The organism is Pseudomonas sp. Pseusp3 (assembly GCF_047304225.1).
Lineage (GTDB): Bacteria > Pseudomonadota > Gammaproteobacteria > Pseudomonadales > Pseudomonadaceae > Aquipseudomonas > Aquipseudomonas fluorescens_CD.
The window spans coordinates 109,399-134,321 of sequence record NZ_JBGLYV010000004.1 but is presented as its reverse complement, the minus strand read 5'-3'; the positions used below and the strand labels follow the sequence as shown (position 1 = coordinate 134,321).

At 61.0% G+C, this 24,923-nt stretch carries 17 protein-coding genes; 10 read left to right on the top strand and 7 right to left on the bottom strand.

The window, feature by feature from the left end:
- Nucleotides 1-276: 276 nt before the first annotated feature.
- Genes recC through recD form a run of 3 tightly spaced genes read left to right on the top strand, consistent with a single transcriptional unit; the run spans nucleotide 277 to nucleotide 9,508 of the window.
- Nucleotides 277-3,726, top strand: coding sequence for an exodeoxyribonuclease V subunit gamma (gene recC / locus ACCD00_RS02875; RefSeq protein WP_413421733.1), 3,450 nt, complete (start codon nucleotides 277-279; stop codon nucleotides 3,724-3,726).
- Nucleotides 3,726-7,415 carry an exodeoxyribonuclease V subunit beta gene (gene recB / locus ACCD00_RS02870; protein ID WP_413421731.1) on the top strand — a complete coding sequence of 1,230 codons (3,690 nt, stop codon included), beginning with the start codon at nucleotides 3,726-3,728 and terminating at the stop codon, nucleotides 7,413-7,415. The genes recC and recB overlap by 1 nt, the downstream gene beginning before the upstream one ends.
- Nucleotides 7,412-9,508, top strand: coding sequence for an exodeoxyribonuclease V subunit alpha (gene recD, locus ACCD00_RS02865; RefSeq protein ID WP_413421729.1), 2,097 nt, complete (start codon nucleotides 7,412-7,414; stop codon nucleotides 9,506-9,508). The genes recB and recD overlap by 4 nt, the downstream gene beginning before the upstream one ends.
- Nucleotides 9,509-9,528: 20 nt before the next feature.
- Here the strand turns inward: recD and ACCD00_RS02860 are convergent, their stop codons facing one another.
- Nucleotides 9,529-10,476: a LysR family transcriptional regulator gene (locus tag ACCD00_RS02860; RefSeq protein WP_413421727.1), complete on the bottom strand. Its 948-nt coding sequence runs from the start codon at nucleotides 10,474-10,476 to the stop codon at nucleotides 9,529-9,531.
- Between the two features lie 150 nt (nucleotides 10,477-10,626).
- Between ACCD00_RS02860 and ACCD00_RS02855 the strand changes: the two genes are divergently transcribed.
- Both ACCD00_RS02855 and mmsB read left to right on the top strand, forming a co-directional pair.
- Nucleotides 10,627-12,153 carry a CoA-acylating methylmalonate-semialdehyde dehydrogenase gene (locus tag ACCD00_RS02855; protein ID WP_413421725.1) on the top strand — a complete coding sequence of 509 codons (1,527 nt, stop codon included), beginning with the start codon at nucleotides 10,627-10,629 and terminating at the stop codon, nucleotides 12,151-12,153.
- A gap of 10 nt (nucleotides 12,154-12,163) precedes the next feature.
- Nucleotides 12,164-13,051 (top strand): 3-hydroxyisobutyrate dehydrogenase, encoded by an 888-nt coding sequence (mmsB, locus tag ACCD00_RS02850; protein ID WP_413421723.1) that lies wholly within the window; start codon nucleotides 12,164-12,166, stop codon nucleotides 13,049-13,051.
- 190 nt (nucleotides 13,052-13,241) lie between these two features.
- Here mmsB and ACCD00_RS02845 read toward each other — a convergent pair whose 3' ends face one another.
- The 5 genes from ACCD00_RS02845 to ACCD00_RS02825 all read right to left on the bottom strand — a co-directional run bounded on the left by ACCD00_RS02845 (nucleotide 13,242) and on the right by ACCD00_RS02825 (nucleotide 19,249).
- A complete protein-coding gene (locus tag ACCD00_RS02845; protein WP_413421721.1) occupies nucleotides 13,242-14,342 on the bottom strand; it encodes a GlxA family transcriptional regulator in 1,101 nt (366 codons plus the stop codon).
- Nucleotides 14,343-14,451: 109 nt separating this feature from the next.
- On the bottom strand, nucleotides 14,452-15,852 hold the full coding sequence (gene gabP / locus ACCD00_RS02840; protein ID WP_413421719.1) for a GABA permease: 1,401 nt from the start codon (nucleotides 15,850-15,852) through the stop codon (nucleotides 14,452-14,454).
- A 473-nt stretch (nucleotides 15,853-16,325) separates the two neighbouring features.
- Nucleotides 16,326-16,670 (bottom strand): cupin domain-containing protein, encoded by a 345-nt coding sequence (locus ACCD00_RS02835; RefSeq protein ID WP_007900627.1) that lies wholly within the window; start codon nucleotides 16,668-16,670, stop codon nucleotides 16,326-16,328.
- A 167-nt stretch (nucleotides 16,671-16,837) separates the two neighbouring features.
- A complete protein-coding gene (locus ACCD00_RS02830) occupies nucleotides 16,838-18,241 on the bottom strand; it encodes an amino acid permease (RefSeq protein ID WP_413421717.1) in 1,404 nt (467 codons plus the stop codon).
- Between the two features lie 105 nt (nucleotides 18,242-18,346).
- Complete coding sequence (locus ACCD00_RS02825) at nucleotides 18,347-19,249, bottom strand: LysR substrate-binding domain-containing protein (RefSeq protein WP_413421715.1); 903 nt, start codon at nucleotides 19,247-19,249, stop codon at nucleotides 18,347-18,349.
- Nucleotides 19,250-19,474: 225 nt separating this feature from the next.
- On the opposite strand from ACCD00_RS02825, the gene ACCD00_RS02820 reads away from it, so the two are divergent.
- Nucleotides 19,475-20,239, top strand: a complete 765-nt coding sequence (locus ACCD00_RS02820) for a sulfite exporter TauE/SafE family protein (RefSeq protein ID WP_413421713.1) — start codon at nucleotides 19,475-19,477, stop codon at nucleotides 20,237-20,239.
- Here the strand turns inward: ACCD00_RS02820 and ACCD00_RS02815 are convergent.
- Nucleotides 20,229-20,543 (bottom strand): putative quinol monooxygenase, encoded by a 315-nt coding sequence (locus ACCD00_RS02815; RefSeq protein ID WP_413421711.1) that lies wholly within the window; start codon nucleotides 20,541-20,543, stop codon nucleotides 20,229-20,231. The two genes, ACCD00_RS02820 and ACCD00_RS02815, sit on opposite strands and share 11 nt — an antisense overlap.
- 163 nt (nucleotides 20,544-20,706) lie before the next feature.
- Here ACCD00_RS02815 and ACCD00_RS02810 point away from each other — a divergent pair, with 163 nt between their 5' ends.
- The 4 genes from ACCD00_RS02810 to ACCD00_RS02795 all read left to right on the top strand — a co-directional run bounded on the left by ACCD00_RS02810 (nucleotide 20,707) and on the right by ACCD00_RS02795 (nucleotide 24,920).
- Nucleotides 20,707-21,297, top strand: a complete 591-nt coding sequence (locus tag ACCD00_RS02810) for an NAD(P)H-dependent oxidoreductase (RefSeq protein ID WP_413421709.1) — start codon at nucleotides 20,707-20,709, stop codon at nucleotides 21,295-21,297.
- Nucleotides 21,298-21,363: 66 nt separating this feature from the next.
- Nucleotides 21,364-22,275 (top strand): LysR family transcriptional regulator, encoded by a 912-nt coding sequence (locus ACCD00_RS02805; RefSeq protein ID WP_413421707.1) that lies wholly within the window; start codon nucleotides 21,364-21,366, stop codon nucleotides 22,273-22,275.
- Nucleotides 22,276-22,378: 103 nt separating this feature from the next.
- Entirely contained in the window at nucleotides 22,379-23,272 is an 894-nt protein-coding gene (locus ACCD00_RS02800) for an NAD-dependent epimerase/dehydratase family protein (RefSeq protein WP_413421705.1), read from the top strand.
- A 202-nt stretch (nucleotides 23,273-23,474) separates the two neighbouring features.
- Nucleotides 23,475-24,920 (top strand): SulP family inorganic anion transporter, encoded by a 1,446-nt coding sequence (locus ACCD00_RS02795; RefSeq protein ID WP_413421703.1) that lies wholly within the window; start codon nucleotides 23,475-23,477, stop codon nucleotides 24,918-24,920.
- Nucleotides 24,921-24,923: the final 3 nt, after the last annotated feature.

The following is a 24,923-nucleotide window of genomic DNA, read 5'->3' as shown; positions in this document are numbered from 1 at the left end:
TCGCCGATGGTAGTGTGGGGTTTCCCCATGTGAGAGTAGGTCATCGTCAAGATTAAATTCCGAAACCCCTATCTGCGCACGCAGGTAGGGGTTTTGTTTTTGGCGCCCCCCCCTGTAGGAGCGAGCTTGCTCGCGAAAAACCCGAGACCGCTGCGGGGCCTCAGGTTTCCCGCGTCATCGTTAACGTCCATCGCGAGCAAGCTCGCTCCTACAATGAAGCCAATCGCCTTCAATGTTAAAGTCGTCCCTCGATTTGCGCTTTCCAAGGAAGCCTTTATGCCGGACGCGACGTCCCTCAGTGCTGGTTTTATGGTGGTTCACGGCAATCGCCTGGACGAGTTGCGCAGCCTGGTGGTCAGCTGGATGCGTCGCTACCCGCTGGCTCCCCTGGAGAATGAAATTGCTTTGGTGCAAAGCAATGGCATTGCCCAATGGCTGAAGCTGGCACTGGCGGAAGATTCTGAGGATGACGACATGGGCGGCTGCGGGATCGCCGCCGCCATCGACGTGCAGCTGCCCGGTAGTTTCATGTGGCAGCTCTATCGCATGGTCCTTGGCCGCGATGATATTCCGGCCAAGTCCCTGCTGGATAAAGCCCCGCTGACCTGGCGACTGATGCGCCTGCTGCCGCAGTTGATCAACCAACCGCACTTCGAGCCACTGCAGCGTTTCCTGACCCATGACACCGATCTGCGTAAACGCTACCAATTGGCCGAGCGTCTGGCGGACCTGTTCGACCAATACCAGGTCTATCGGGCTGACTGGCTCGAAGACTGGGCAGACGGTCGACATCAAACAAGAAACGCCAGGGGCGAAGCCAAACCCCTGACTCCGGCCAATTGCTGGCAGGCAGAGTTATGGCGCGCACTCTTGCTGGATGTAGGGGAAGAAGGCATGGTGCAAAGTCGTGCCGGCGTCCACCAGCGTTTTGTCGAGCGAATCAACAATCTCGAAGTCGCTCCAAAGGGATTGCCCTCACGAGTGATCGTTTTCGGGATTTCTTCGCTGCCTGCCCAAGCCCTGGAAGCGTTGGCGGGATTGGCACGCTTCAGCCAGGTCCTGCTGTGCGTACACAACCCGTGTCGTCACCATTGGGCGGACATCGTCGCCGATAAAGACCTGTTGCGGCATCAATACAAACGTCAAGCCCGCAAAAGCGGGATGCCGGTAGTGATCGATCCGCAAACCCTGCACCAGCATGCTCACCCGCTACTGGCTGCCTGGGGCAAGCAGGGACGGGACTATATCAACCTGCTCGACAGCCATGACGATCCCAACAGCTATCGCTCGGCATTCCGCGACGGGCGTATCGACCTGTTCAGTGACGGTCATCCGCTGAATATGCTTAACCAGTTGCAGGATGACATCCTCGAATTGCGTCCCCTCAACGAGACCCGGGAGCATTGGCCGGCTATCGATCTGCAGCAGGACGAATCGATCCGTTTTCACATTGCCCATAGCGCCCAGCGAGAAGTCGAGATCCTTCACGATCAACTGCTCGCGCGCTTCAGCGCCGACCCGCAATTGCGACCCCGGGACATCATCGTGATGGTCCCGGACATCGACAGCTACGCCCCGCACATTCGTGCCGTGTTTGGTCAGCTTGACCGCCAGGATCCGCGCTTCATTCCGTTTACCCTGGCGGACCAGGGGCAGCGTGGTCGCGACCCGCTGCTGATTGCTGTCGAGCACCTGCTCAAGCTGCCTGACAGCCGATTCCCCGTCAGTGAGATTCTCGATCTGCTGGACGTCCCGGCACTGCGCACTCGCTTCGGTGTCGAGGAGCGTGACCTGCCGACGCTGCACCGCTGGATCGAAGGTGCCGGCATTCGCTGGGGCATGAATGCCGAGCAGCGTGCCGGGCTCGGGCTGCCGAATGAGCTGGAGCAAAACAGCTGGCGTTTCGGCTTGCGCCGGATGTTGCTCGGTTATGCCGTTGGCAGCGCCGATGCTTATGAAAGTATCGAGCCCTACGACGAAATCGGTGGCCTGGACGCCGCGCTAATCGGCCCGCTGGTTGCGCTGCTGGACGCGCTGGAAGTGGCTCACCACGAACTCTCTCAGCCGGCACCGCCGCGGCAATGGGGCTTGCGCTTGCAGGCGCTGGTGCAGTTGTTCTTCCTTGCCAGCAACGAACACGATGACTACTTGCTGGCTCAGCTCGAAGAGCTGCGTGAGACCTGGCTCGAGACCTGCGAGTCCGTCGGGTTGCAGGACGAGTTGCCGCTGACCGTCGTCCGTGAAGCCTGGCTCGCAGGTCTGGATCAGGGCCGTTTGTCTCAACGCTTCCTGGCCGGCGCGGTCAACTTCTGCACCTTGATGCCGATGCGTGCCATCCCGTTCCGACTGGTCTGCCTGTTGGGCATGAATGACGGCGATTATCCACGTGCGCAACCGCCGCTGGATTTCGATCTGATGGGCAGTGATTACCGTCCAGGCGATCGTTCCCGGCGCGAAGATGACCGCTACCTGCTACTGGAAGCCTTGTTGTCGGCACGGGACCAGCTCTACATCAGTTGGGTGGGCCGCAGCATCCGCGACAACAGCGAGAGGCCTGCTTCGGTGCTGATCGGCCAGTTGCGTGACCACCTGGCCAGCGGTTGGCGATTGGCGCAAAGCGACAAGGACCTGATTGAAGGCATGACCCGGGAACACCCTTTGCAACCCTTCAGCGCTCGCTACTTTCACGAAGGCGATGACTCGTTCAGCTACGCCACCGAATGGCAGGTCCTTCATCAGGCGACAGAGCAGCAGGCAAGTGCCGAAGTACTCGAGGCTCACGTTCAGGACGAACCACTCAGTCTCGGTCAACTGCAGGACTTCCTGCGCAATCCGGTACGGCACTTTTTCAGCCAGCGACTGAAGGTCTACTTCGAAGCAGCAGAAGTGCCGTTGGCTGATGAAGAGCCTTTTGTCCTGGATGCGTTGCAGCGTTACAGCCTCAGCGACCGTTTGCTTGAAGCGGGGCTGGCAGATCCGGGAAATGCCGGACAGGCCCTGGGGGATCAGGCGAAACGCCTGCAAAACAGCGGGCTGCTGCCCATGGCCGGATTCGGTGAGTGCCTGCAACGTGAATTGATCGAGCCATTACCTGACTTGCTGCAACGCCACCAGCAGCTCCTGGCTTTGTGGCCAACACCGCTCGGCAGCGCGTTACCCGTCAGTCTTGAACTGCAAGGCCTGCACATCGATGGCTGGCTCAGCGGCCTGCATCAGCGCGCTGATGGTGGCTTGCTGTCTATCACTACGATCCCCAACAGTATCGGCTCGATCAAGTCGCGCAAATGGCATCGCCTGACACGCCCGTGGGTCAATCATCTGATCGCTTGTGCCAGTGGCATGGCGCTGACCACCGCACTGGTGGCCAGCGACGACAGCCTGTTGCTCGGTCCGCTGGACGGGGCCACCGCGCAGGAAATTCTCGGTGACCTGTTGTTGGCCTGGCAGTCGGGTATGCGCCAGCCTCTGCCGATCGCGGTCAAGACCGCCTTCGCCTGGCTGGGGCAAACCGACCCGGTCAAGGCCGAGGCCGCTGCGCGCAAAGCCTATGAAGGCGACGGGCAGACGACGGACGGAGAACGGCGCGAAAGCCCGGCACTCGCACGCCAATTCGCCGATTACGCTGCCTTGACCGCCGATGAGACGTTCCCCCAATGGTGTGACGCGCTCTATCGCCCGCTTCTTGAAGCCCCTTGGCGTTCACTGTCCAGCGAGGAGTCGCGCTGATGAGCACGAAGACACCGCTGGCCCTGGCGTTCCCGCTGCGTGGCAGCCAACTGATCGAAGCCAGCGCCGGCACCGGCAAGACGTTCACCATTTCCGCGTTGTACCTGCGCCTGGTCCTTGGTCATGGTGACGAGGGCTCGGGGTTCGGGCGAGAGTTGCTGCCGCCGCAAATCCTCGTCGTGACCTTCACCGATGCCGCGACCAAAGAGTTGCGCGAACGCATTCGCACGCGGCTCGCCGAGGCCGCACGATTTTTCCGCGATGAAACGCCTGCCCCCGACAGCCTGATTGCCGAGTTGCGTGGCCAGTACTTGCCCGAGCAATGGCCCGGCTGCGCAAACCGCCTGGATATCGCCGCCCAGTGGATGGACGAGGCGGCGGTTTCGACCATCCACAGTTGGTGCCAGCGCATGTTGCGCGAGCACGCCTTCGACAGCGGCAGCCTGTTTACCCAGACTCTGGAAACCGACCACAGCGATTTGCTGGGGGAAGTCCTGCGCGATTACTGGCGGCTGTTCTGTTACCCGATGCAAGGTGACGCGCTCAATTGGGTGCGCAGCAATTGGGGCGGCCCGGCGGCGTTGCTGCCGCGGATCCGTGCGCTGTTCGCCAGCGAGCGGGATACGCTGCAAGGGAAAGAGCCCGCCGAGGTGATTTCACAATGCTTGCAAGAGCGACGGGTTGCCCTGATCGAACTCAAGCAACCCTGGCTCCAGTGGGCGGACGAGTTGCTTGCCATCTGTCACCAGGGCGTTGCCAGCAAGGCTGTCGACGGTCGCAAGATGCAGGCCCGCTATTTCGAGCCATGGTTCGAAAAGATCAAGGCCTGGGCCGAAGACGAATCCCTTGAACAACTGGATATCGGCACCGGCTTCACGCGCCTGACCCCTGACGGCATGGCCGAAGCCTGGAAGGGCGAAGCGCCTCGACATCCGGGGCTCGATGCGATGGCCGGCCTCAAGGCCAGTCTCGATGGGCTGCCAACACCCGATGCCGCCGTACTGCAACACGCCGCCCGCTGGGTCGGGGCACGATTCGAGGAAGAGAAACGCCGCCGTGCGGAAATGGGTTTCGACGACATGTTGCTGCGCCTTGATGCGGCCTTGCAGTCCGATGGCGGCGAGCGACTGGCCACCCTGATTCGCGAGCAGTTTCCGGTCGCACTGATCGATGAGTTCCAGGATACGGACCCTGTGCAATACCGGATCTTCGAGAGCATCTACCGGATTGAAGAGAACAGCCCCGAGTGCGGTCTGTTCCTGATCGGCGACCCGAAACAGGCGATCTACGCTTTTCGCGGCGCCGACATCCATACCTACCTGCGCGCCCGGCAGGCCACCACCGGCCGCCTGCACACCCTGGGCACCAACTTTCGCTCAAGCCATGGCATGGTCAACGCGGTGAACCATGTGTTCGAGCGTGCTGAAGCCCGGGAGTCAGGGCGCGGGGCATTCCTCTTCCGGGAGAAGAATGGCGACAACCCGGTTCCGTTCACGCCGGTTGCCTCCCAGGGCCGCAAAGAAGTCCTGTGCATAAATGATCAGGCAGTCCCTGCCTTGAACATCTGGCACCTGGCGGCGGAACAACCGTTGTCCGGTGCTGTGTACCGGCAACACCTGGCGGCTGCCTGCGCCAGTGAAATCACGGCATTGCTCAATGGTGGACAACAGGGGCAAGCGGGGTTCACCCAGGACGGCAAGGCCTTCAGAGGCCTGCTGCCGGCGGACATCGCCATCCTGGTGCGCGATGGCAAGGAAGCGCAGGCGGTTCGTGGCGAATTGTCGGCCCGGGGTGTGCGCAGTGTTTACCTGTCGGACAAGGACTCGGTGTTCGCCGCTCAAGAGGCGCATGACGTGCTGACCTGGCTCAAGGCCTGCGCCGAGCCGGATGTCGAGCGCCCGCTGCGGGCTGCGTTGGCCAGCATCACGTTGAACCTTTCGTTGACTGAGCTGGAGCGGCTGAATCAGGACGAGTTGGCCTGGGAATCCCGGGTCATGCAGTTTCGTGGCTATCGCGAAGTCTGGCGCAAGCAGGGCGTATTGCCGATGCTGCGGCGCTTGCTGCACGACTTCCGTCTGCCCCAGGCGCTGATCGCACGCAGTGACGGCGAGCGGGTACTGACGAATCTGTTGCATCTGTCCGAATTGCTGCAACAGGCGGCCGCGGAACTCGATGGTGAGCAAGCACTGATCCGGCATTTGTCCGAGCACCTGGCGTTGTCCGGGCAGGCTGGCGAAGAGCAGATCCTGCGCCTGGAAAGTGATGAGCAATTGGTCAAGGTCGTGACCATTCACAAGTCCAAAGGCCTGGAATACCCGTTGGTGTTCCTGCCGTTCATTTGTTCGGCGAAACCGGTGGACGGCAGCCGCCTGCCGTTGCATTACCACGATGAATCGGGCAATGCCCAGGTCTCGTTGAAGCCGACCGCAGAATTGATTGCCCTGGCCGATGATGAGCGGCTGGCCGAGGATCTGCGCTTGCTCTATGTCGCCCTGACCCGGGCGCAACATGCCTGCTGGCTGGGGGTGGCTGACCTCAAGCGCGGCAACAACAATGGCTCGGTGCTGCATCTGTCGGCGTTGGGTTATCTGTTGGGTGGCGGTGCGCCATTGGGCGAGTCCCCGGCGTTGCAGCAGTGGTTGCGGGATTTGCAACAGGACTGCCCGGCGCTGGCCTATGCCCGGATGCCTGAAGCGACTGCCGAGCAATACCAGCCACCGCAAAACGACGCGGCGCTGCTGGTTCCGCTGATCCCGAAACGCAAGGCCAGCGAAAACTGGTGGATCGCTTCCTACAGCGCATTACGCATTGGCGACACCCTGAGTGTCGGCGCGGACGAGGCGCCGGAGAGCCCGCAGGCGCAAAAACTGTTCGATGACGAGCGCCTGGACCCGCAGGCCCCCAGAGAAGTGGTGGCCGGTGGTGCCGATATCCATCGCTTCCCGCGCGGCCCGAACCCCGGCACTTTCCTCCATGGCCTGCTCGAATGGGCGGGAGGCGAGGGTTTTGCTGCCGCGCCACAAGATGTAAACGACGCCATTGCCCGTCGCTGCAATCGTCGAGGCTGGGAGGGCTGGATCACCACGCTCAGTGACTGGTTGCAGCATCTGCTCAAGTTGCCGTTGGAGCTGGGCGCCGGTCAGGCCCCGGTGATATTCGGGCAGTTGACGCAGTACCAGGTCGAGATGGAGTTCTGGTTCGCCAGCCATAAGGTCGATGTGCTCAAGCTCGACGCGCTGGTGTGCCAATACACCCATAACGGCGTGGCCCGGGTGGCGGCCGAACCGGTGTTGCTCAATGGCATGTTCAAGGGCTTCATCGACCTGACGTTCGAACACAACGGCCGCTATTACGTTGCCGACTACAAATCCAACTGGCTTGGCGCCGATGATGCGGCCTACACCCAGCAGGCCATGGAACAATCGATTCTCGACAACCGTTACGACCTGCAATACGTGTTGTACCTGTTGGCCCTGCATCGCCAGCTCAAGGCGCGTCTTGTCGATTACGACTACGACCGGCATGTCGGCGGTGCGTTGTACCTGTTTTTGCGTGGCACGCGTGCGGCCAGCCAGGGCGCATTTTTTGCCCGTCCGCCAAGAGAACTGATCGAGCGTCTGGACAGACTGTTCCAGGGCAAGCCAGAGCCCAAGGCCGAGCCCGCCTGGGAACAGGGAGTACTGTTATGAACCGCACATTCGCCGATTTGTTGCCCACATCGCTGGCAGCCGAAAGCCTGGCCGAACTGGCGCCGCTGAGTCGTGCCGACGACTTGCTGTTGTTGCTCACGCGTTGGGTCGAGCGTGGCTGGTTGCGAGCACTGGACAAAGCCTTTGTCGCATTCTTGCACGAGCTGGCCCCGAATGATGATCCGTTGGTGTTGCTGGCCGCCGCGTTGACCAGCCACCAATTGGGCCACGGGCATGTCTGCCTTGACCTGTTCGAGACGCTGAAAGAACCTGACTTTGCCCTGTCATTGCCACCCGAAGGTGACGTGCAAGGCGCAATGCTGTTGCCGTCGCAATTGCTGGGGTCGCTGGACGGGGCCCATTGGTGCAAGGTGCTGGCTGCCAGCAACCTGGTTGCACTGGCTGTCGACAGTCGTGACCACGTGCGCGAACGGCCTTTGGTGTTATCGGGCAAACGCTTGTACCTGCGCCGCTATTGGGCCTATGAGCGACGGATCGACCTCTCGTTGCGCGAGCGTCTGACCGAACGTGAATCCACGCCGAACGACTTGCTCCAGCGCCTTACCGGATTGTTTGGTCCTGCCCGGTCCGGTGAGGTGATCGACTGGCAGAAGCTTGCCTGCGCACTGGCGACCCGTAGCGCCTTCAGCATCGTGACGGGAGGGCCGGGAACCGGCAAGACCACCACCGTCGTACGTTTGCTGGCGTTGCTCCAGGCGCCGGCGGTCGAGGCCGGCAAGCCCCTGCGCATCCGCCTCGCCGCACCGACCGGCAAGGCCGCAGCGCGTCTGACGGAATCCATCAGCCAGCAAGTGCGGACCTTGAAGGTCACGCAAGACATTCGGGACAAGATCCCGTCCGACGTCACCACCGTTCACCGTCTGCTCGGCAGCCGGCCGGGGACTCGTCATTTTCGCCACCATGCCGGCAATCGCCTGCCGCTGGATGTGTTGGTGGTGGACGAGGCCTCGATGATCGACCTGGAAATGATGGCCAATCTGCTCGACGCATTGCCCGCCCATGCACGCCTTGTGCTGCTGGGTGACAAGGATCAGTTGGCTTCGGTAGAAGCCGGTGCGGTACTGGGGGATCTGTGTCGCGACGCCGAGGCTGGCTGGTACAGCCCGCAGACACGCCAGTGGCTGGAAGCCGTCAGCGGCGAAAGTTTGCAGGCCAGCGGATTGCAGGAAGACACGCAGGGCGCGCATCCATTGGCCCAACAGGTGGTGATGCTGCGCCATTCCCGGCGATTCGGCGAGGGCAGCGGTATCGGTCAACTGGCTCGTTGGGTCAACCAGCAGCAACCCGAAGAAGCACGCAAGTTGTTGTCTGCGCGAAGCCATGACGATGTGCATTCCTTGTCCCTCAAGGGGGAGCAGGACCGGGCCCTGGAACGCTTGCTTCTCGACGGCCATGGTCAGGGCCCGCAGGGGTATCGGCACTACCTGAGCGTGTTGCGCAATCAGCGGCCGCCACTCGACAGCCCGCTGGAGGATTCGCGCTGGACTGATTGGGCTCGACAAGTGTTGCAGGCCTTCGACGCGTTCCAGTTGTTATGTGCCGTGCGCAAGGGGCCGTGGGGTGTGGAGGGCTTGAACCTGCGAGTGACGGAGGCTTTGCTGAGGGCGCGCCTGATCGACAGTGACCAGCAGTGGTACGAAGGCCGCCCCGTACTGATGACCCGCAATGACTACGGGCTGGGCTTGATGAACGGCGACATCGGCATCGCCCTCAAGCTCCCGGAGCAGGAGGGCCATGAGACTGGAAGGCAGGTTCTGCGAGTGGCGTTCCCGCGAAATGATGGCCAGGGGGGCGTGCGATTCGTCCTGCCAAGCCGCCTGAATGATGTCGAAACCGTGTACGCCATGACCGTGCATAAATCCCAGGGCTCGGAGTTCGCGCATACCGCGTTGATTCTGCCTGACGCCTTGAATCCGGTACTCACCAAGGAACTGATCTACACAGGGATCACCCGGGCCAAGGACTGGTTCACCTTGATCGAGTCGCGTGCGGGCGTGTTTGAAGAGGCGGTGAAACGCCGGGTCAAACGCTTGAGCGGGCTGATGCTGGAGCTCAAGGAGGGCCGCGACTGACAGCGCTTGCAGCGAGCCCATCAGTCGGCGAACAGCATCTCCCGGCTTTCACCCATCAGCAGGCCCTGATTGCGTTCGGTCACCTCGCGGATGTAATCCCACAACAGGGTGATCCGCTTGAGCTTGCGCAGGTCTTCGCGGCAGTACATCCAGAACTGTCGAGTGATGTTGATTTCCTGTGGCAACACCGGCAGCAGGCGAGGGTCCTGGGTGGCGAGGAAGCACGGCAGGATCGCCAGTGAGCGTCCCTGCTGCGCGGCCACGAACTGTGCGATCACGCTGGTGCTGCGCAGATTGGCACTGGCACCGGGCAGTACGTTGGCCAGGTACAACAGCTCCGAGCTGAACGCCAGGTCGTCGACGTAACTGATAAACGAATGTTTCGCCAGGTCTGCCGGGCGGCGGATGGCCGGGTGGTTGTCCAGATAGTCCTGGGTCGCGTACAGCTGCAACCGGTAGTCACACAGTTTGCAGCAGACGTACGGGCCATGCTCCGGACGCTCCAGGGCGATGACGATGTCGGCCTCGCGCTTGGACAGGCTGATGAAGTGCGGCAGCGGCAGGATATCCACCGAGATTGCCGGGTAGGTGTCGACGAAGTGGCTCAGCTGCGGGGTGATGAAAAAGCTGCCGAAACCTTCGGTGCAGCCCATGCGCACATGACCGGACAGCGCCACGCCGGACCCGGAAACCTGCTCGCACGCCATGTGCAAGGTGCTTTCGATCGACTCGGCATAGCCCATCAACCGCTGGCCTTCGGCGGTCAGGACAAAGCCGCTGGTCCGGGATTTCTCGAACAGCAATGTGCCCAGCGCCGTTTCCAGGGAACTGATGCGCCGCGACACCGTGGTGTAGTCCACCGCCAGGCGCTTGGCCGCAGTGCTGGCTTTGCGGGTGCGGGAGACTTCGAGGAAAAACTTGAGGTCGTCCCAGTTCAACGAGCCGAGGGAGGTGATGTTTTTTTGCATGTTGGACCGGTTTTTATGTGCGTTCTTATCAGAAGTTTGCACATCTATACTCCAAAAACAGCCCGTTAACCAATTCGCGGCGCATGCCTCTTCTCAAGGCGACTATTTCGCCTTGGCTCCCAAGATAACAACAAAGATCTGGAGACCCACATGAACGTATCGCTCACGCCCAATGACACCACCGTGCAGAAGGTCAAACTGTTGATCGACGGCCAGTGGGTCGAATCCAAGTCCACCGAATGGCACGACATCATCAACCCGGCGACCCAGCAAGTGCTGGCCAGGGTGCCGTTTGCCACCGCTGAAGAAGTCGATGCTGCCATCAGCGCCGCTCATCGTGCTTTCCAGACCTGGAAATTGACACCCATCGGCGCCCGCATGCGCATCATGCTCAAGCTCCAGGCGCTGATCCGCGAACACTCCAAGCGCATCGCCGCCGTCCTGAGCGCCGAGCAGGGCAAGACCATTGCCGACGCCGAAGGCGATATTTTCCGTGGCCTGGAAGTGGTCGAGCACGCCTGCTCCATCGGCAGCCTGCAAATGGGCGAGTTCGCTGAAAACGTCGCCGGCGGCGTCGACACCTACACCCTGCGCCAGCCGATCGGCGTATGCGCGGGTATTACTCCGTTCAACTTCCCGGCAATGATTCCGCTGTGGATGTTCCCGATGGCCATCGCCTGCGGTAACACCTTCGTACTCAAGCCGTCGGAACAGGACCCGATGTCGACCATGCTGCTGGTGGAACTGGCGATCGAGGCGGGTATTCCGGCTGGCGTGCTCAACGTCGTGCATGGTGGCAAGGATGTGGTGGACGGGCTCTGCACCCACAAAGACATCAAGGCTGTTTCCTTCGTCGGTTCGACCGCTGTCGGTACTCACGTCTATGACCTGGCCGGCAAGCACGGCAAGCGTGTGCAGTCGATGATGGGCGCGAAGAACCACGCCGTGGTACTGCCGGACGCCAATCGCGAACAAGCGCTGAATGCGCTGGTGGGTGCCGGTTTCGGCGCTGCCGGTCAACGTTGCATGGCCACTTCGGTGGTGGTGCTGGTGGGCGCGGCCAAGCAATGGCTGCCGGATCTCAAGGCGCTGGCGCAAAAACTCAAGGTCAATGCCGGCAGCGAGCCGGGCACCGATGTCGGTCCGGTCATCTCGAAAAAAGCCAAGGCGCGGATTCTCGATCTGATCGAAAGCGGCATCAAGGAGGGCGCGAAACTGGAGCTGGACGGTCGCGAGATCTCGGTTCCCGGTTACGAGAAGGGCAACTTTGTCGGCCCGACCCTGTTCTCCGGCGTGACCACCGACATGCAGATCTACACCCAGGAAATCTTCGGCCCGGTGCTGGTGGTACTGGAAGTTGCAACCCTCGATGAGGCCATCGCCCTGGTCAACGCCAACCCGTTCGGCAACGGCACTGGCCTGTTCACCCAGAGCGGTGCGGCGGCGCGCAAATTCCAGAATGAAATCGATGTCGGCCAGGTCGGTATCAACATCCCGATCCCGGTGCCGGTGCCGTTCTTCAGCTTCACCGGTTCGCGCGGTTCCAAGCTTGGCGACCTCGGCCCGTACGGCAAACAAGTGGTGCAGTTCTACACTCAGACCAAGACCGTCACCAGCCGCTGGTTCGATGACGACAGTGTCAACGACGGTGTGAACACCACCATCAACCTGCGTTAAGGAGCCGGACATGAAAATCGCTTTTATCGGTCTGGGCAACATGGGCGCGCCAATGGCGCGCAACCTGATCAAGGCCGGCCATGCGCTGCGCCTGGTCGACCTGAACAAAGCCGTGCTGGCGGAACTGGAACAGCTGGGCGGCAGCATCAGCGCATCGGCCCGTGAAGCGGCAGAAGGTGCCGAACTGGTCATCACCATGCTGCCTGCCGCCGTGCATGTGCGCAGCGTCTGGCTGGGTGAGGACGGCGTGCTCGCCGGTATCGGTAAAGGTGTACCGGCCGTGGATTGCAGCACCATCGACCCGCAGACCGCCCGTGACGTAGCCGCAGCTGCGGCCAGGCAAGGTGTGGCCATGGCCGACGCGCCGGTCTCTGGCGGCACCGGTGGTGCAGCCGCCGGGACACTGACCTTCATGGTTGGCGCCACGCCTGAACTGTTCGCCACCCTGCAACCGGTACTGGCGCAAATGGGCCGCAACATCGTCCATTGTGGTGAGGTCGGCACCGGGCAAATCGCCAAGATCTGCAACAACCTGCTGCTGGGAATTTCCATGGTCGGCGTCAGCGAGGCCATGGCGCTGGGCGACGCCCTCGGCATCGACACCAAGGTGCTGGCGGGCATCATCAACAGTTCCACCGGGCGTTGCTGGAGTTCGGAGATGTACAACCCATGGCCGGGCATCGTTGAAACGGCACCGGCGTCGCGCGGTTACACCGGCGGCTTTGGGGCCGAACTGATGCTCAAGGACCTGGGGCTGGCTACTGAAGCGGCGCGTCAGGCGCACCAGCCGGTGGTACTCGGCGCGGTGGCCCAGCAGTTGTATCAGGCGATGAGCCTGCGTGGGGAGGGCGGCAACGACTTCTCGGCGATCATCAACAGCTATCGCAAACCCCTGTAGGAGCGAGCCAGCTCGCGATGGTCGTTAACGATAACGCGGGGTGTCTGACACCCCGCGTTGGCCTCGGGTTTTTCGCGAGCAAGCTCGCTCCTACAGGTAAGGCGTGTGCGCATCAACATTTACCGGGGGCCGCGTCGGGCGGCTTCCCGGTTTTTTTATCGGAAAAAGATCGCAGGCTTTGTGATGGGCGTTACCAGGAATGATCGCCCATCCGGACGCTGGCAAATGTCGACTCATTTCGCGCCTGCTCCAGCGTCGTCACCGGCCTGGTCGATGGCTGCTGAACAATCGCAAGCGTTGCCGGTTTTCGACTCATTTCAGAGCCGGCGCGCTCGTCGCTAGGTGGAACGCCGAAGTACTCGCGATAGCATTTGGAAAAGTGGGGCGTGGACACAAAACCGCAGGCCGCCGTCAACTCAATGATCGACATCGACGTTTGCTTGAGCAACTGCCGCGCTCGAATGAGGCGTAATCGGAGGTAGTAACGGGACGGTGTGCAGTTCAGGTATTTCTGGAACAGCCGCTCCAACTGCCGACGTGACAGATCAACGTAATCTGCCAGGTCATCCAGGTCGATCGGCTCCTCGAGGTTGGCCTCCATCAACGCAACGATTTCCTGCAGCTTGGGTTGATGAGTGCCCAGCACATGCTTGAGCGGTACGCGCTGATGGTCCTGTTCGTTGCGTATGCGCTCGTAGACAAACATCTCCGAAATGGCGGCGGACAATTCACGGCCATGATCGCGGCCGATCAGGTGCAGCATCATGTCCATGGGCGCCGTTCCGCCGGAGCTGGTGAACCGGTTCCGGTCAAGGGTAAACAGACTTGCGCTCATGCTGACCCGCGGGAAAGCTTCCTGCATGGCGGCCAGAAACTCCCAATGCACACTGCACTCGTAGCCATCGAGCAGGCCCGCTTTGGCCAGTGCCCAGCTACCGGTGCATATGCCTCCCAGCCGCCTGGATTGACGCGCCAGGGCTTTGAGCCAGGCAATGTGCTCGCGGGTGACCACATTCTGGATACCTACGCCACCGCACACGAACACAGTGTCTGTTACCCAGGGATCGTTCCACGAGGCATCCGGGGTGATCGGCACGCCGTCACTGGCCCATACCGGCTCGCCACCGAGGCTGAACGTGTGCCAGCGGTATAGCTCTTGCCCTGACAATTGATTGGCCATGCGCAATGGCTCTACGGCCGAGGCCAGGGAAATCAGCGTGAATTGATCCAGCAACAGAAAACCAACCGATCGGGTCGTCGTACCGACGGATACGCTGGAGCTCGATGACATCGTGGTCATGTCCTCACAAAGAGAGATGGCGGCCCAAGGCACGGTAGCGTGTAACGCCCCTGCCTCGGGTACGCGCAAGTATCAGGTTCTCGCAGGTATCTCTCTTGTGTTATCCCACTGACGTCGCCCTTGCGGATTGCGCAGGTTGACGCGATGTGACCAGGCCGATAAAGGAAATCGCCAGCGCCAGGCCAATGGTCGTGCTCACTTCGGTACGGTGTTGCGGGGAGACCATCATCACTGCCAGCGCAGCGCAAATGAACGCGATCACCAGCCATGTGAGCCATGGAAACAGCCACATGCGAAAGGCCAGTTCGACGTTCTGTCGACGCAGCATCCGACGCATGCGCAACTGCGATACCGCAATGGCCAGGTACACCACCAATGCAATCGCGCCGGAGCTGGCCAGCAGGAACTCAAACAACCCGGCGGGCATGAAGTAGCTCCAAACGGTAATCGCCGCCCCCAACACGGTACTGGCGATGACCGCCGCCCGTGGTACGCCTTCGGAAGAGGTTGCCTTCAGCGCTTTCGGCGCATCGCCACGGCGCCCCAGCGAGTACAGCATGCGCGAGGCGATATAGATCGAGGAGTTCATGCAGCTGGCCACGGCAATCAGCACCACCACGTCCACCATGAACTTGGCGTGGGGAATGTTCATGATTTCCAGTGCGCGCTGGTAGGAGCCTACGGAAGCCAACAGCGGGTCATTCCAGGGCACCACGGAGATGACCACGAAAATCGACAGCAGGTAAAACACCCCGATGCGCCAGATCACCGAACGGGTGGCCTTGGCAATGTTCTGCGACGGGTTGTCGGATTCGGCTGCGGCGATGGTGACCGCTTCGGTACCGATGAAGCTGAACATGATGGTGATGAAGGCGCCGACTACCGCCGACAGGCCGTTGGGAGCAAACCCGCCGTGCTCGGCCATCAGGCCGCTCAGCCCGCTGACCTCCCGATCGGGAACCCAGCCCATCAACACGGCAAAACCCACGCCGATGAAACCAATGATCGCCACGACCTTGGCCATGGCGAACCAGAACTCGAACTCGCCGTACTTGGACACACTGAACAGGTTGGTCACCACCAGCGCAATGATCGACACCAGGGCAAACAGCCAGGCATCGATCTGGGGAAACCACTGGTTCAACACATGGCCGGCGGCCAGCGCCTCGATAGGAATCACCAGCACCCAGAACCACCAGTAGAGCCAGCCGATGGTGAAGCCCGCCCAACGGCCGATGGCCTGGTCGGCATAGGTGGAGAACGAACCGGTGTCGGGATTGGCCACCGCCATTTCACCGAGCATGCGCATGACCAGAACGACCAGCAGGCCCGAGAACAGATAGGCCAGCAATACGGCCGGGCCAGCGGCCGCGATGGCATGCCCCGAGCCTACAAACAAACCGGCGCCGATAATCCCGGCGATAGACAACATGGTGACGTGACGAGGCTTGAAGCCCTGCGCCAATTGGCCACTGGAATCCTTGGAGCTCGGGCTAATCATTATTTTTTTTCTCTGGTGAACGACATTTGAGCGGGCTGATGGGGGGCAGTGATTGTCACGGTTGCCGGATACCCTTTCTGAACGCTGCGCCCTCCAGACGCTGCCGTTCTTGTCAAACCCATCATCGCGATGTGGTTATATCGGTGAAAAGCAGCGCCACCTTACCCGGCTTGTCCGACGCTCCCGTTACCTGATCGCGCCACCTTCGTATCTGAAATCGACACGGTCAAGCTTTGCGTTCGTTATGAAAACCGATTGGTCACTGAGTGGCAAAAAGCAATCACTTTGTTTTTTCAAGCGTTCTGCCGATGTAGCGGCGAAGCGTATAGCGTGGGTGTTTTGAGCGTGGAAGGGGGGAGACGAGAGGGGATGCGAGTGCGTCTATGGAAGATGTATTGCGCAACGAGTAGTTACTTGGGTAGCTACTCGTTGCAGGTGTCGCTTTTGTAACCGGGTGTCGTTTTGGGTTGGGATCAGGCAAACACAAAATACTTGCGCACGGTTTCCACTACTTCCCAGGTGCCTTTCATCCCCGGCTCGATGACGAAAATGTCACCGGCGCGCAGGTGGATCGGCGCCATGCCTTCCGGAGTGATGATGCAGTAGCCTTCCTGGAAGTGGCAGTATTCCCACTTCACGTATTCCACGTACCACTTGCCCGGCGTGCAGATCCAGGTGCCCATGATCTTGCTGCCGTCTTCGCTGGTGTAGGCGTTGAGGTTGACGGTGTGCGGGTCGCCTTCGAGTTTTTCCCATTTGCAGGCGTCGAGTACGGGCAGCGGGTGGGTGTCGCGAAGTACGGTAATCGGTGCGGTCATGATGACTCCGGGCATGAGGGAGAGCTGAAGTCGCACCCTATAGGGCTTGGCCGGGCATCAGTTGTCTGTGGTCGACATCGAGGTATCCAGAAGCGCTAGTCGATTTGCGCACGCCATGAAAAACGCCCCGGCATTCATCGAATGTCGGGGCGTTTTATTGTGCGGGGTTACTGAGCCACTGGCAGCTTTCGATGCCGGGCCATGCGCAACCGGTAGCAAGCGTAGATCAACAACACCCACACCGGCATGGCGTACACCGAGGCGCGTACCGGCGGAATCATCCAGATGACGCAGATGATCACGGCCATGAAGGCCAGGCACAGGTAATTGGTGTACGGCGACCAGAAGGCCTTGAAGCCCGGCACGATGCCGCGCTGGCCCATGGCCTTGCGGAATTTCAGGTGCGTCAGGCTGATCAGCGCCCAGTTGATCATCAAGGACGCGACCACCAGGGCGAACAGCAACTCAAGCGCTTCCTGTGGCGCGACGTAGTTGATCAGCACCGCCAGCATCGTGATCAGTGCCGATACGCCCAGAGCCAGCAAGGGAACACCCTGCTTGTTCAGTTTCATCAGCACCTTGGGTGCGTCGCCTTGCTCGGCCAGGCCATAGAGCATGCGGCTGTTGCAATACACGCCGCTGTTGTAGACCGACAGCGCCGCGGTAAGCACCACGAAATTGAGGATTTGCGCGGCGGTGTCGCTGCCGATCAAGGCGAAAATCTGCACGAACGGGCTGCCGCTGTAGGCATCGCCCGAAGCGCCGAGCGTCTGCAGCAGTTGGTCCCACGGATACAACGACAGCAGCACTGTGAGCGCGCCGACGTAGAAGATCAGTACCCGGTAAACCACCTGGTTGATGGCCTTGGGAATGACCTTCCTTGGTTCGCTGGCTTCAGCGGCGGTGATGCCGACCAGTTCCAGGCCGCCAAAGGAAAACATGATGAACGCCATCGCCATCAGCAGGCCGCTGTAGCCGTTGGGGAAGAACCCGCCGTGGTCCCACAGGTTGCTCACCGAGGCTTGCGGGCCGCCGGTGCCGCTGAACAGCATGTAGCAGCCCAGGACGATCATGCCGATGATGGCCACGACCTTGATGATCGCGAACCAGAATTCCATTTCACCGAAGACTTTGACGTTCAGCGTGTTGATCAGGTTGACCAGCACGAAGAACACCGCGGCACTGACCCAGGTCGGCACTTCCGGCCACCAGAACTGCACGTACTTGCCGACGGCCGTCAGCTCGGCCATGCCCACCAGCACATACAGCACCCAGTAGTTCCAGCCGGACAGGAAGCCGGCGAAGCCGCCCCAGTAGTTGTGGGCGAAGTGGCTGAAGGAGCCGGCCACCGGCTCCTCGACAATCATCTCGCCGAGCTGGCGCATGATCAGAAAGGCGATGAATCCGGCAATCGCGTAGCCGAGGATCATCGACGGTCCGGCCGACTTGAGCACGCCGGCGGAGCCCAGGAATAGCCCCGTACCAATGGCTCCCCCCAGGGCGATCAGCTGAATATGACGATTCTTCAACCCCCGCTTGAGCGTCCCCTGTTGCAATATTTCATCCGCCATCTGGTTCCCTTCTGGTTGTTGTGGCCAGGCCTGATTTCAAAGGACGAATATTACTCTGGGTGACCTCTTGGTTATACAGCCGCGCGTAGGGTTGAACGGTGATTTTCAAGGATTTTCACGACGTTTTGCGCTAAGTAGCGCCTCCAGCAAGGCCCTGGCATAGCCGGGCAAGTGCTCGAATGAGTGTGCGCACAGCAGCAGTTTTCGTTGTGCCCATGGCTCCTTCAGCGCGAAGCTTTTCAGCGGTTGATCCACCGTCCAGCGGCGGATCGCTGCCAGCGGCACGATACCCAGCCCGGCACCGTGCGCGACCATGCGCATCACGCCGTCGAAACCTTCGGCACGGATGCGGATTTGCATGCGCAGGCCTGTGTGCAAAGCCTGTTCTTCCAGGTACACCGCCAACGCGCTATCGGCGGTCAGGCCGACGTAGTGGTGTTGCAGCGTGTCGCTGAAATTCGGTGGTTCGCCGTCGGCGAGGGGATGCCCGGGCGGCATGATCAGTACCAGCGGATCGTCACGAAAGGGCAGGGTGTCGAGGGAGTGGGTGTCCACCGCATCCGAGACGATCCCCAGGTCCGCCGCCCCCTGGCGCAAGGCGTGGGTGATACGGGTACTGGGCAGTTCCTGCAGGTCGATGTCGAGGTTGGGGTGGTCACGCAGGAAATCGGCGAGCAATTCCGGCAAGTACTCGGTGATCGCCGTGGTGTTGCACAACAATCGCACCTGGCCTTTGACGCCCTTGGCGTATTCGGCCAGGTCCTGCTGCATGCGCTCGGCTTGTTGCATCAGGGTACGGGCATGCTGAGCCAGGGCCTTGCCGGCAGGCGTTGGCGTTACGCCGCGTCGGCCTCTTTCGAGAAACTCGATCCCCAGTGAGGCTTCCATGGCACGAATGCGCGCACTGGCCGCTGCGAGGGACAGATGACTGCGGGCAGCGCCGGCGGTGATGTTGCCGGTGTCGAGGATGTTCAGGTACAGGCGCAGGTCGGTGAGGTCGAAGTGCATCGGTACAACCTTGAATGTGATGTTGTCTGGGCGGGCGCCTTCGCGAGCAAGCCCGCTCCCACAGGTGACCGAATTCTCATGGAAGAAATGCGATCCACTGTGGGAGCGGGCTTGCTCGCGAAGAGGCCAGTCGCAGCAATGAAAGATTCAGCCTCTGTAAAAGCAAGAGGCATCCTCAGTATATGGCAGATTTTCAACCTGCCCTCGCGGGCTCACCATAGCCCCATGAACACACTCTCGACGTTTTACCAGAATCTCGGATTGGCCCTTTCCTTACTGGTTATCGGCACCTTTGTGCTGGCCGGCATGATCAAGGGCGTCATCGGCCTCGGCCTGCCGACCGTTGCCATGGGCCTGCTCGGCCTGGCTATGGCACCGACGCAGGCTGCGGCGCTGTTGATCATTCCGGCGACCCTCACCAATGTCTGGCAACTGGCATTCGGCGGGCATCTGTCGGGGCTGGTCAAACGGCTGTGGCCAATGCTGCTGGCGATTTTTTTCGGCACAGGGGCGGGCACGCTGTGGATCGGCATGAGCGGTGGCCATTGGGTGGTGCGGGGGCTGGGGGCGGCATTGTTGCTGTATGCGCTGAGCGGTCTGTTCCTGCCGATTTTGCGCGTGGGGCGGCGCAGCGAACGCTGGCTCGGGCCATTGTGTGGCGTGCTGACCGGATTCATTACTTCGGCCACCGGCGTGTTCGTGATTCCGGCGGTGCCTTATCTGCAAGCGCTGGGTTTGAGCAAGGACGAGCTGGTGCAGGCGCTGGGCCTGTCGTTCACCGTCTCGACCCTGGCCCTGGCCGGTGGATTGCTATGGCGCGGCGCCCTCGGCGGGGGCGAGTTGAGCGCGTCGCTGCTGGCGCTGATCCCGGCAATGCTCGGCATGTGGCTGGGGCAATCGCTGCGCCAGCGGATCAGCGCCCTGTGGTTCAAGCGCGTGTTCTTCAGTGGCCTGGGTGTGCTCGGCGGCCATTTGCTGATCAGCGGCTAGCGGACGACGGGCTGATCATCTCGATGGCGCGGATCTCGAAGTCTCGTTCCAGGTATTCATCGCGCTGCTCGAGGAACTGCTTCATGTGCGGAAGGTTCGAGTGCACGTCGAGGTGGGCCTGGGATTGCCAGATCTCGTAAAAGATGAACAGGGTCGGGTCCTGTTTGTCGCGCAACATGTGGTATTCGATGCAACCGGGTTCGGCGCGGCTTGCTTCCACGTAGCTGCTGAAAAACGCTTCGAAGGCGTCGGATTTTTCCGGGCGGGTCTTGGCGTGCAGGATGAAGCCCTGGATTTCACTCATGTACATCTCTCCTCAAGTCAGAACTGGCGCCAGTCTAAGGCAACAATCGCCTGTCGATTCGTGCTTGTGGGTCAAATGAATTTTGCCAAATCGATGCTTATTCCGCGCGAAGCCGGTCGGTACTCTGCCGCCATCGAATTCCTGACCCTTCCCGAGATCACTCATGAAAAAAGTCCTGTTGCTCAATGGCGGCAAACAATTTGCGCACTCCGATGGTCGCTACAACACCACCTTGCATGAAGCAGCGTTGAGCGTGCTGGATCGCGGCGGCCTGGATGTCAAAACCACCTTCATCGACGAGGGTTACGACATCGCCGAAGAAGTGGCCAAGTTTCTCTGGGCCGACGTGATCATTTACCAGATGCCCGGCTGGTGGATGGGTGCGCCGTGGACCGTGAAGAAGTACATCGACGAAGTCTTCACCGAAGGCCATGGCAGCCTCTATGCCAGCGACGGTCGCACCCGTTCCGATGCCTCGCAGAAGTACGGCAGCGGTGGCCTGATTCACGGCAAGCAGTACATGTTGTCGCTGACCTGGAACGCCCCGCAGCAAGCCTTCGACGACCCGAGCGATTTCTTCGAAGCCAAGGGTGTGGATGCGGTTTACTTCCCGTTCCACAAGGCCAACGAGTTCCTTGGCATGGCCGGTTTGCCGACCTTCCTGTGCGTGGACGTGATGAAACGCCCGAACATCGAAGGTGACGTGGCACGCTATGCGCAGCATTTGACTGAGGTGTTTGGCCTCAAGGCATAGTGCTCGGCTACTATCCGATGCAACGGCCAGGAAGATCGCCGCGCCGACTCGCAAAAGAGGACACACGTGAAAGCCAGATCCGATGAGTTGCAGATTTTCGTCTGCGTGATTGAATGCGGGTCGATTTCTGCGGCGGCCGAGCAGGTCGGGCAAACGCCTTCGGCGGTCAGTCGTACGCTGTCGCGGCTGGAGGCCAAGCTCGACACCACGCTGATCAACCGCACCACGCGGCGCATGGACCTGACCGAAGAGGGCAAGTACTTCTTCGAGCACGCCAAGCAGATTCTCGATCAGATGGACGAACTCGAAGAGCGCCTGTCCTCACGCCAGCAAACGCCGTCCGGGCGTTTGCGCATCAACGCGGCGTCACCGTTCATGCTGCACGCCATCGTGCCCTACATCGATGAATTCCGCCGGCTCTACCCCGACATCCAGCTCGAACTCAACAGCAATGATTTGATCATCGATCTGCTGGAACAGAGCACCGACATCGCCATCCGCATCGGCACCCTGACCGACTCGACACTGCATGCCCGCTCCCTGGGTTGCAGCCCGCTGCACATCGTCGCCAGCCCCGCCTACCTGGAAAAGCACGGCACACCGACAGCCGTGGCTGACCTGGCCAACCATACGCTGCTGGGGTTCACCCAGAACGAAGGCCTCAACCAATGGCCGCTGCGTTACGTGCATGGTGATCGCTGGCCGATCCAGGCGTCGATCAGCGCCTCCAGCGGTGAGACCATCCGCCATCTGGCACTGGACGGCCAGGGTATCGCCAGCCTGTCGCATTTCATGACCATCGAAGACATTCGTGCCGGGCGCTTGAAAGTGTTGTTGGCCGAGTTCAACAGCGGCTATCGCCAGCCGATCAACGCGGTGTACTACCGCAACTCGCAACTGGCCCTGCGGATTCAATGCTTCCTGGACTTTATCCAGGGCAAGTTGGCGGATTATGCGAGCGCAGACTTCAAGGGTTGATTCGTGATTCCTGCGCAAGAGTGAATTGGGCCGACAGGGATTTTTCGCCAGGGATCGCTGCTGGATACTCCTTGCATCACTTATCAACGCAGGGAGTTTCTCCATGAACGTATTCGTTACCGGTGCTGCCGGTTTTATCGGCGGTTCCATCGCCACGGGGCTGGTCCAGGCCGGCTACAACGTCACTGGTCTGGTACGCAGCGCCGAACAAGCGGATGAACTTCGTGCACTGGGCATCACACCGGTGATCGGCACCCTCGACGACTCCGCCCTGTTGGCCGATCAGGCGCTGGCTGCCGACGCGGTGATCAACGCCGCCAGCAGCGATCATCGTGGTGCGGTGCAAGCATTGCTCGATGCCTTGCGCGGTTCCGGCAAAGTGTTCCTGCATACCAGCGGTTCGAGCATTGTCGGTGATGCCTCGGGTGGCAAATCCAGTGATGTCATCTACTTCGAAGACAACCTGCCGGAGCCGACTGTCGACAAGGCGGCGCGAGTGGCCATCGACAACCTGATCCTGGCGGCGGCCATGGACGGGGTGAACTCGGCAGTGATCTGCAACACGCTGATCTACGGTCACAGCCTGGGCGTCCATCGCGACAGCGTGCAATTGCCGCGCTTGCTCAAACAGGCGCGTAAAAGCGGCGTTGTACGCCATGTCGGCACGGGCCGGAACATCTGGTCCAATGTGCACATCGAGGACGTGGTGGCGCTGTACCTGCTGGCGCTGACTGAAAACGTGCCTGGCACCTTCTACTTCGTCGAAAGCGGTGAAGCGTCGTTCATCGACATGACCACCGCCATGGCCCGGGCGCTGAACCTGGGCGAGCCGCAAGACTGGCCGCTCAAGGACGCCGAAGCCGAGTGGGGCTATGAAATGGCCAACTATGGCCTGGGCTCCAACAGCCGGGTGCGCGGCAAGCAGGCGCGGGAGCTGCTGGGCTGGGTGCCGAAGCGCACGTCGGTGGTGGAGTGGATTCGCGACGAGATGGTGTGAGTTCGCTTTAGACCGCGTCATCGTTCTTCGCGAGCAAGCCCGCTCCCACATTCGGCCGCATTCCTTCTGACGAAGCGCGATCAATTGTGGGAGCGGGCTTGCTCGCGAAGGCATTTTCGATGACACAGATGATGGCCGGTCCGCCCTCGATTCCGTAACATCCGCACACTCATTTCTCGTCTCTCCCAGTGTGCGGTTCCCCATGAAAGCAAAACGTCTACGCGACGATGTCCTGGCCGGACTTACCACTTCCTTCGCCCTGTTGCCCGAGTGCATCGCTTTCGCGCTGGTGGCGCATCTCAATCCGCTGATGGGGCTCTATGGCGCATTCATCATCTGCACCCTGACCGCGCTGTTTGGCGGGCGACCAGGCATGGTGTCCGGTGCGGCCGGCTCGATGGCCGTGGTGATCGTCGCACTGGTGGTGCAACACGGCGTGCAGTATTTGCTGGCCACGGTGTTGCTGGGCGGACTGATCATGATCGCGTTCGGGCTGCTCAAGCTCGGCAAGCTGGTGCGCATGGTGCCGTATCCGGTGATGCTCGGTTTCGTCAACGGCCTGGCGATTGTCATTGCCCTGGCGCAACTGGAGCACTTCAAGAGTGGTGAGGCCTGGTTGAGCGGTACGCCGCTGTACATGATGCTCGGGCTGGTCGCGGTGACCATGGCCGTTGTCTATGTGATGCCGCGCCTGACCCGTACGGTGCCACCGGCGCTGGTGGCGATTCTCGGTGTGGGCCTGGCGGTGTACCTGCTCGGCCTGCCGACCCGCACCCTGGGCGACATGGCGCACATTGCCGGTGGCTTGCCGACGCTGGCGCTGCCGGACATCGCATGGAATCTGGACACCCTGCGGATCATCGCGCCCTACGCGATCCTGATGGCGCTGGTCGGGTTGCTGGAAACCCTGTTGACCCTCAACCTCACCGACGAAATCACCGAGAGCCGTGGTTACCCGGATCGCGAGTGCGTGGCGCTGGGGGCGGCGAATCTGGTGTCCGGTGCGTTCGGTGGCATGGGCGGTTGCGCCATGATCGGCCAGACCATGATCAACCTCAGTTCCGGCGGTCGCGGGCGCGTGTCCGGAGTGGTGGCCGGGGTGTCGATCCTGCTGTTCATCCTGTTTCTGTCGCCGCTGATCGAGCGCATTCCATTGGCCGCGCTGGTCGGGGTGATGTTCGTGGTGTCGCAACAGACCTTCGCCTGGGCGTCGTTGCGGGTGCTGAACAAAGTGCCGCTGAACGACGTGCTGGTGATCATCGCGGTGACGGTGATTACCGTGTTCACCGATCTGGCCGTTGCGGTGCTCTGCGGCATCATCATTGCGGCGCTGAACTTTGCCTGGCAGCAGGCCCGCCAGCTGTATGCCGACAGTCATCTGGAGAACGACGGCAGCAAGCTGTATCGGCTGCATGGCACGCTGTTCTTCGCCTCGACCACACCCTTTCTCAATCAGTTCGATCCGGCCAATGACCCGCTGCAAGTGACTCTGGATTGTCGTCATCTGAGTTTTGTCGATTACTCGGCCATCGCTGCGCTGGGCACCTTGCGCGAGCGCTACGCCAAGGCTGGCAAGCACTTGCGTGTGCTGCATTTGTCCGAGCGTTGCAAGAAGTTGCTCAAGCGCGCCCGGATGCAGCACGACTGAGCT

What these genes read in the sequence shown, in the direction of transcription:
- recC (WP_413421733.1), top strand. Translation starts at nt 277, where the DNA reads ATGCCGGACGCGACGTCCCTCAGTGCTGGTTTTATGGTGGTTCACGGC.
- recB (WP_413421731.1), top strand. Translation starts at nt 3,726, where the DNA reads ATGAGCACGAAGACACCGCTGGCCCTGGCGTTCCCGCTGCGTGGCAGC.
- recD (WP_413421729.1), top strand. Translation starts at nt 7,412, where the DNA reads ATGAACCGCACATTCGCCGATTTGTTGCCCACATCGCTGGCAGCCGAA.
- ACCD00_RS02860 (WP_413421727.1), bottom strand. Translation starts at nt 10,476, where the DNA reads ATGCAAAAAAACATCACCTCCCTCGGCTCGTTGAACTGGGACGACCTC.
- ACCD00_RS02855 (WP_413421725.1), top strand. Translation starts at nt 10,627, where the DNA reads ATGAACGTATCGCTCACGCCCAATGACACCACCGTGCAGAAGGTCAAA.
- mmsB (WP_413421723.1), top strand. Translation starts at nt 12,164, where the DNA reads ATGAAAATCGCTTTTATCGGTCTGGGCAACATGGGCGCGCCAATGGCG.
- ACCD00_RS02845 (WP_413421721.1), bottom strand. Translation starts at nt 14,342, where the DNA reads ATGTCATCGAGCTCCAGCGTATCCGTCGGTACGACGACCCGATCGGTT.
- gabP (WP_413421719.1), bottom strand. Translation starts at nt 15,852, where the DNA reads ATGATTAGCCCGAGCTCCAAGGATTCCAGTGGCCAATTGGCGCAGGGC.
- ACCD00_RS02835 (WP_007900627.1), bottom strand. Translation starts at nt 16,670, where the DNA reads ATGACCGCACCGATTACCGTACTTCGCGACACCCACCCGCTGCCCGTA.
- ACCD00_RS02830 (WP_413421717.1), bottom strand. Translation starts at nt 18,241, where the DNA reads ATGGCGGATGAAATATTGCAACAGGGGACGCTCAAGCGGGGGTTGAAG.
- ACCD00_RS02825 (WP_413421715.1), bottom strand. Translation starts at nt 19,249, where the DNA reads ATGCACTTCGACCTCACCGACCTGCGCCTGTACCTGAACATCCTCGAC.
- ACCD00_RS02820 (WP_413421713.1), top strand. Translation starts at nt 19,475, where the DNA reads ATGAACACACTCTCGACGTTTTACCAGAATCTCGGATTGGCCCTTTCC.
- ACCD00_RS02815 (WP_413421711.1), bottom strand. Translation starts at nt 20,543, where the DNA reads ATGAGTGAAATCCAGGGCTTCATCCTGCACGCCAAGACCCGCCCGGAA.
- ACCD00_RS02810 (WP_413421709.1), top strand. Translation starts at nt 20,707, where the DNA reads ATGAAAAAAGTCCTGTTGCTCAATGGCGGCAAACAATTTGCGCACTCC.
- ACCD00_RS02800 (WP_413421705.1), top strand. Translation starts at nt 22,379, where the DNA reads ATGAACGTATTCGTTACCGGTGCTGCCGGTTTTATCGGCGGTTCCATC.
- ACCD00_RS02795 (WP_413421703.1), top strand. Translation starts at nt 23,475, where the DNA reads ATGAAAGCAAAACGTCTACGCGACGATGTCCTGGCCGGACTTACCACT.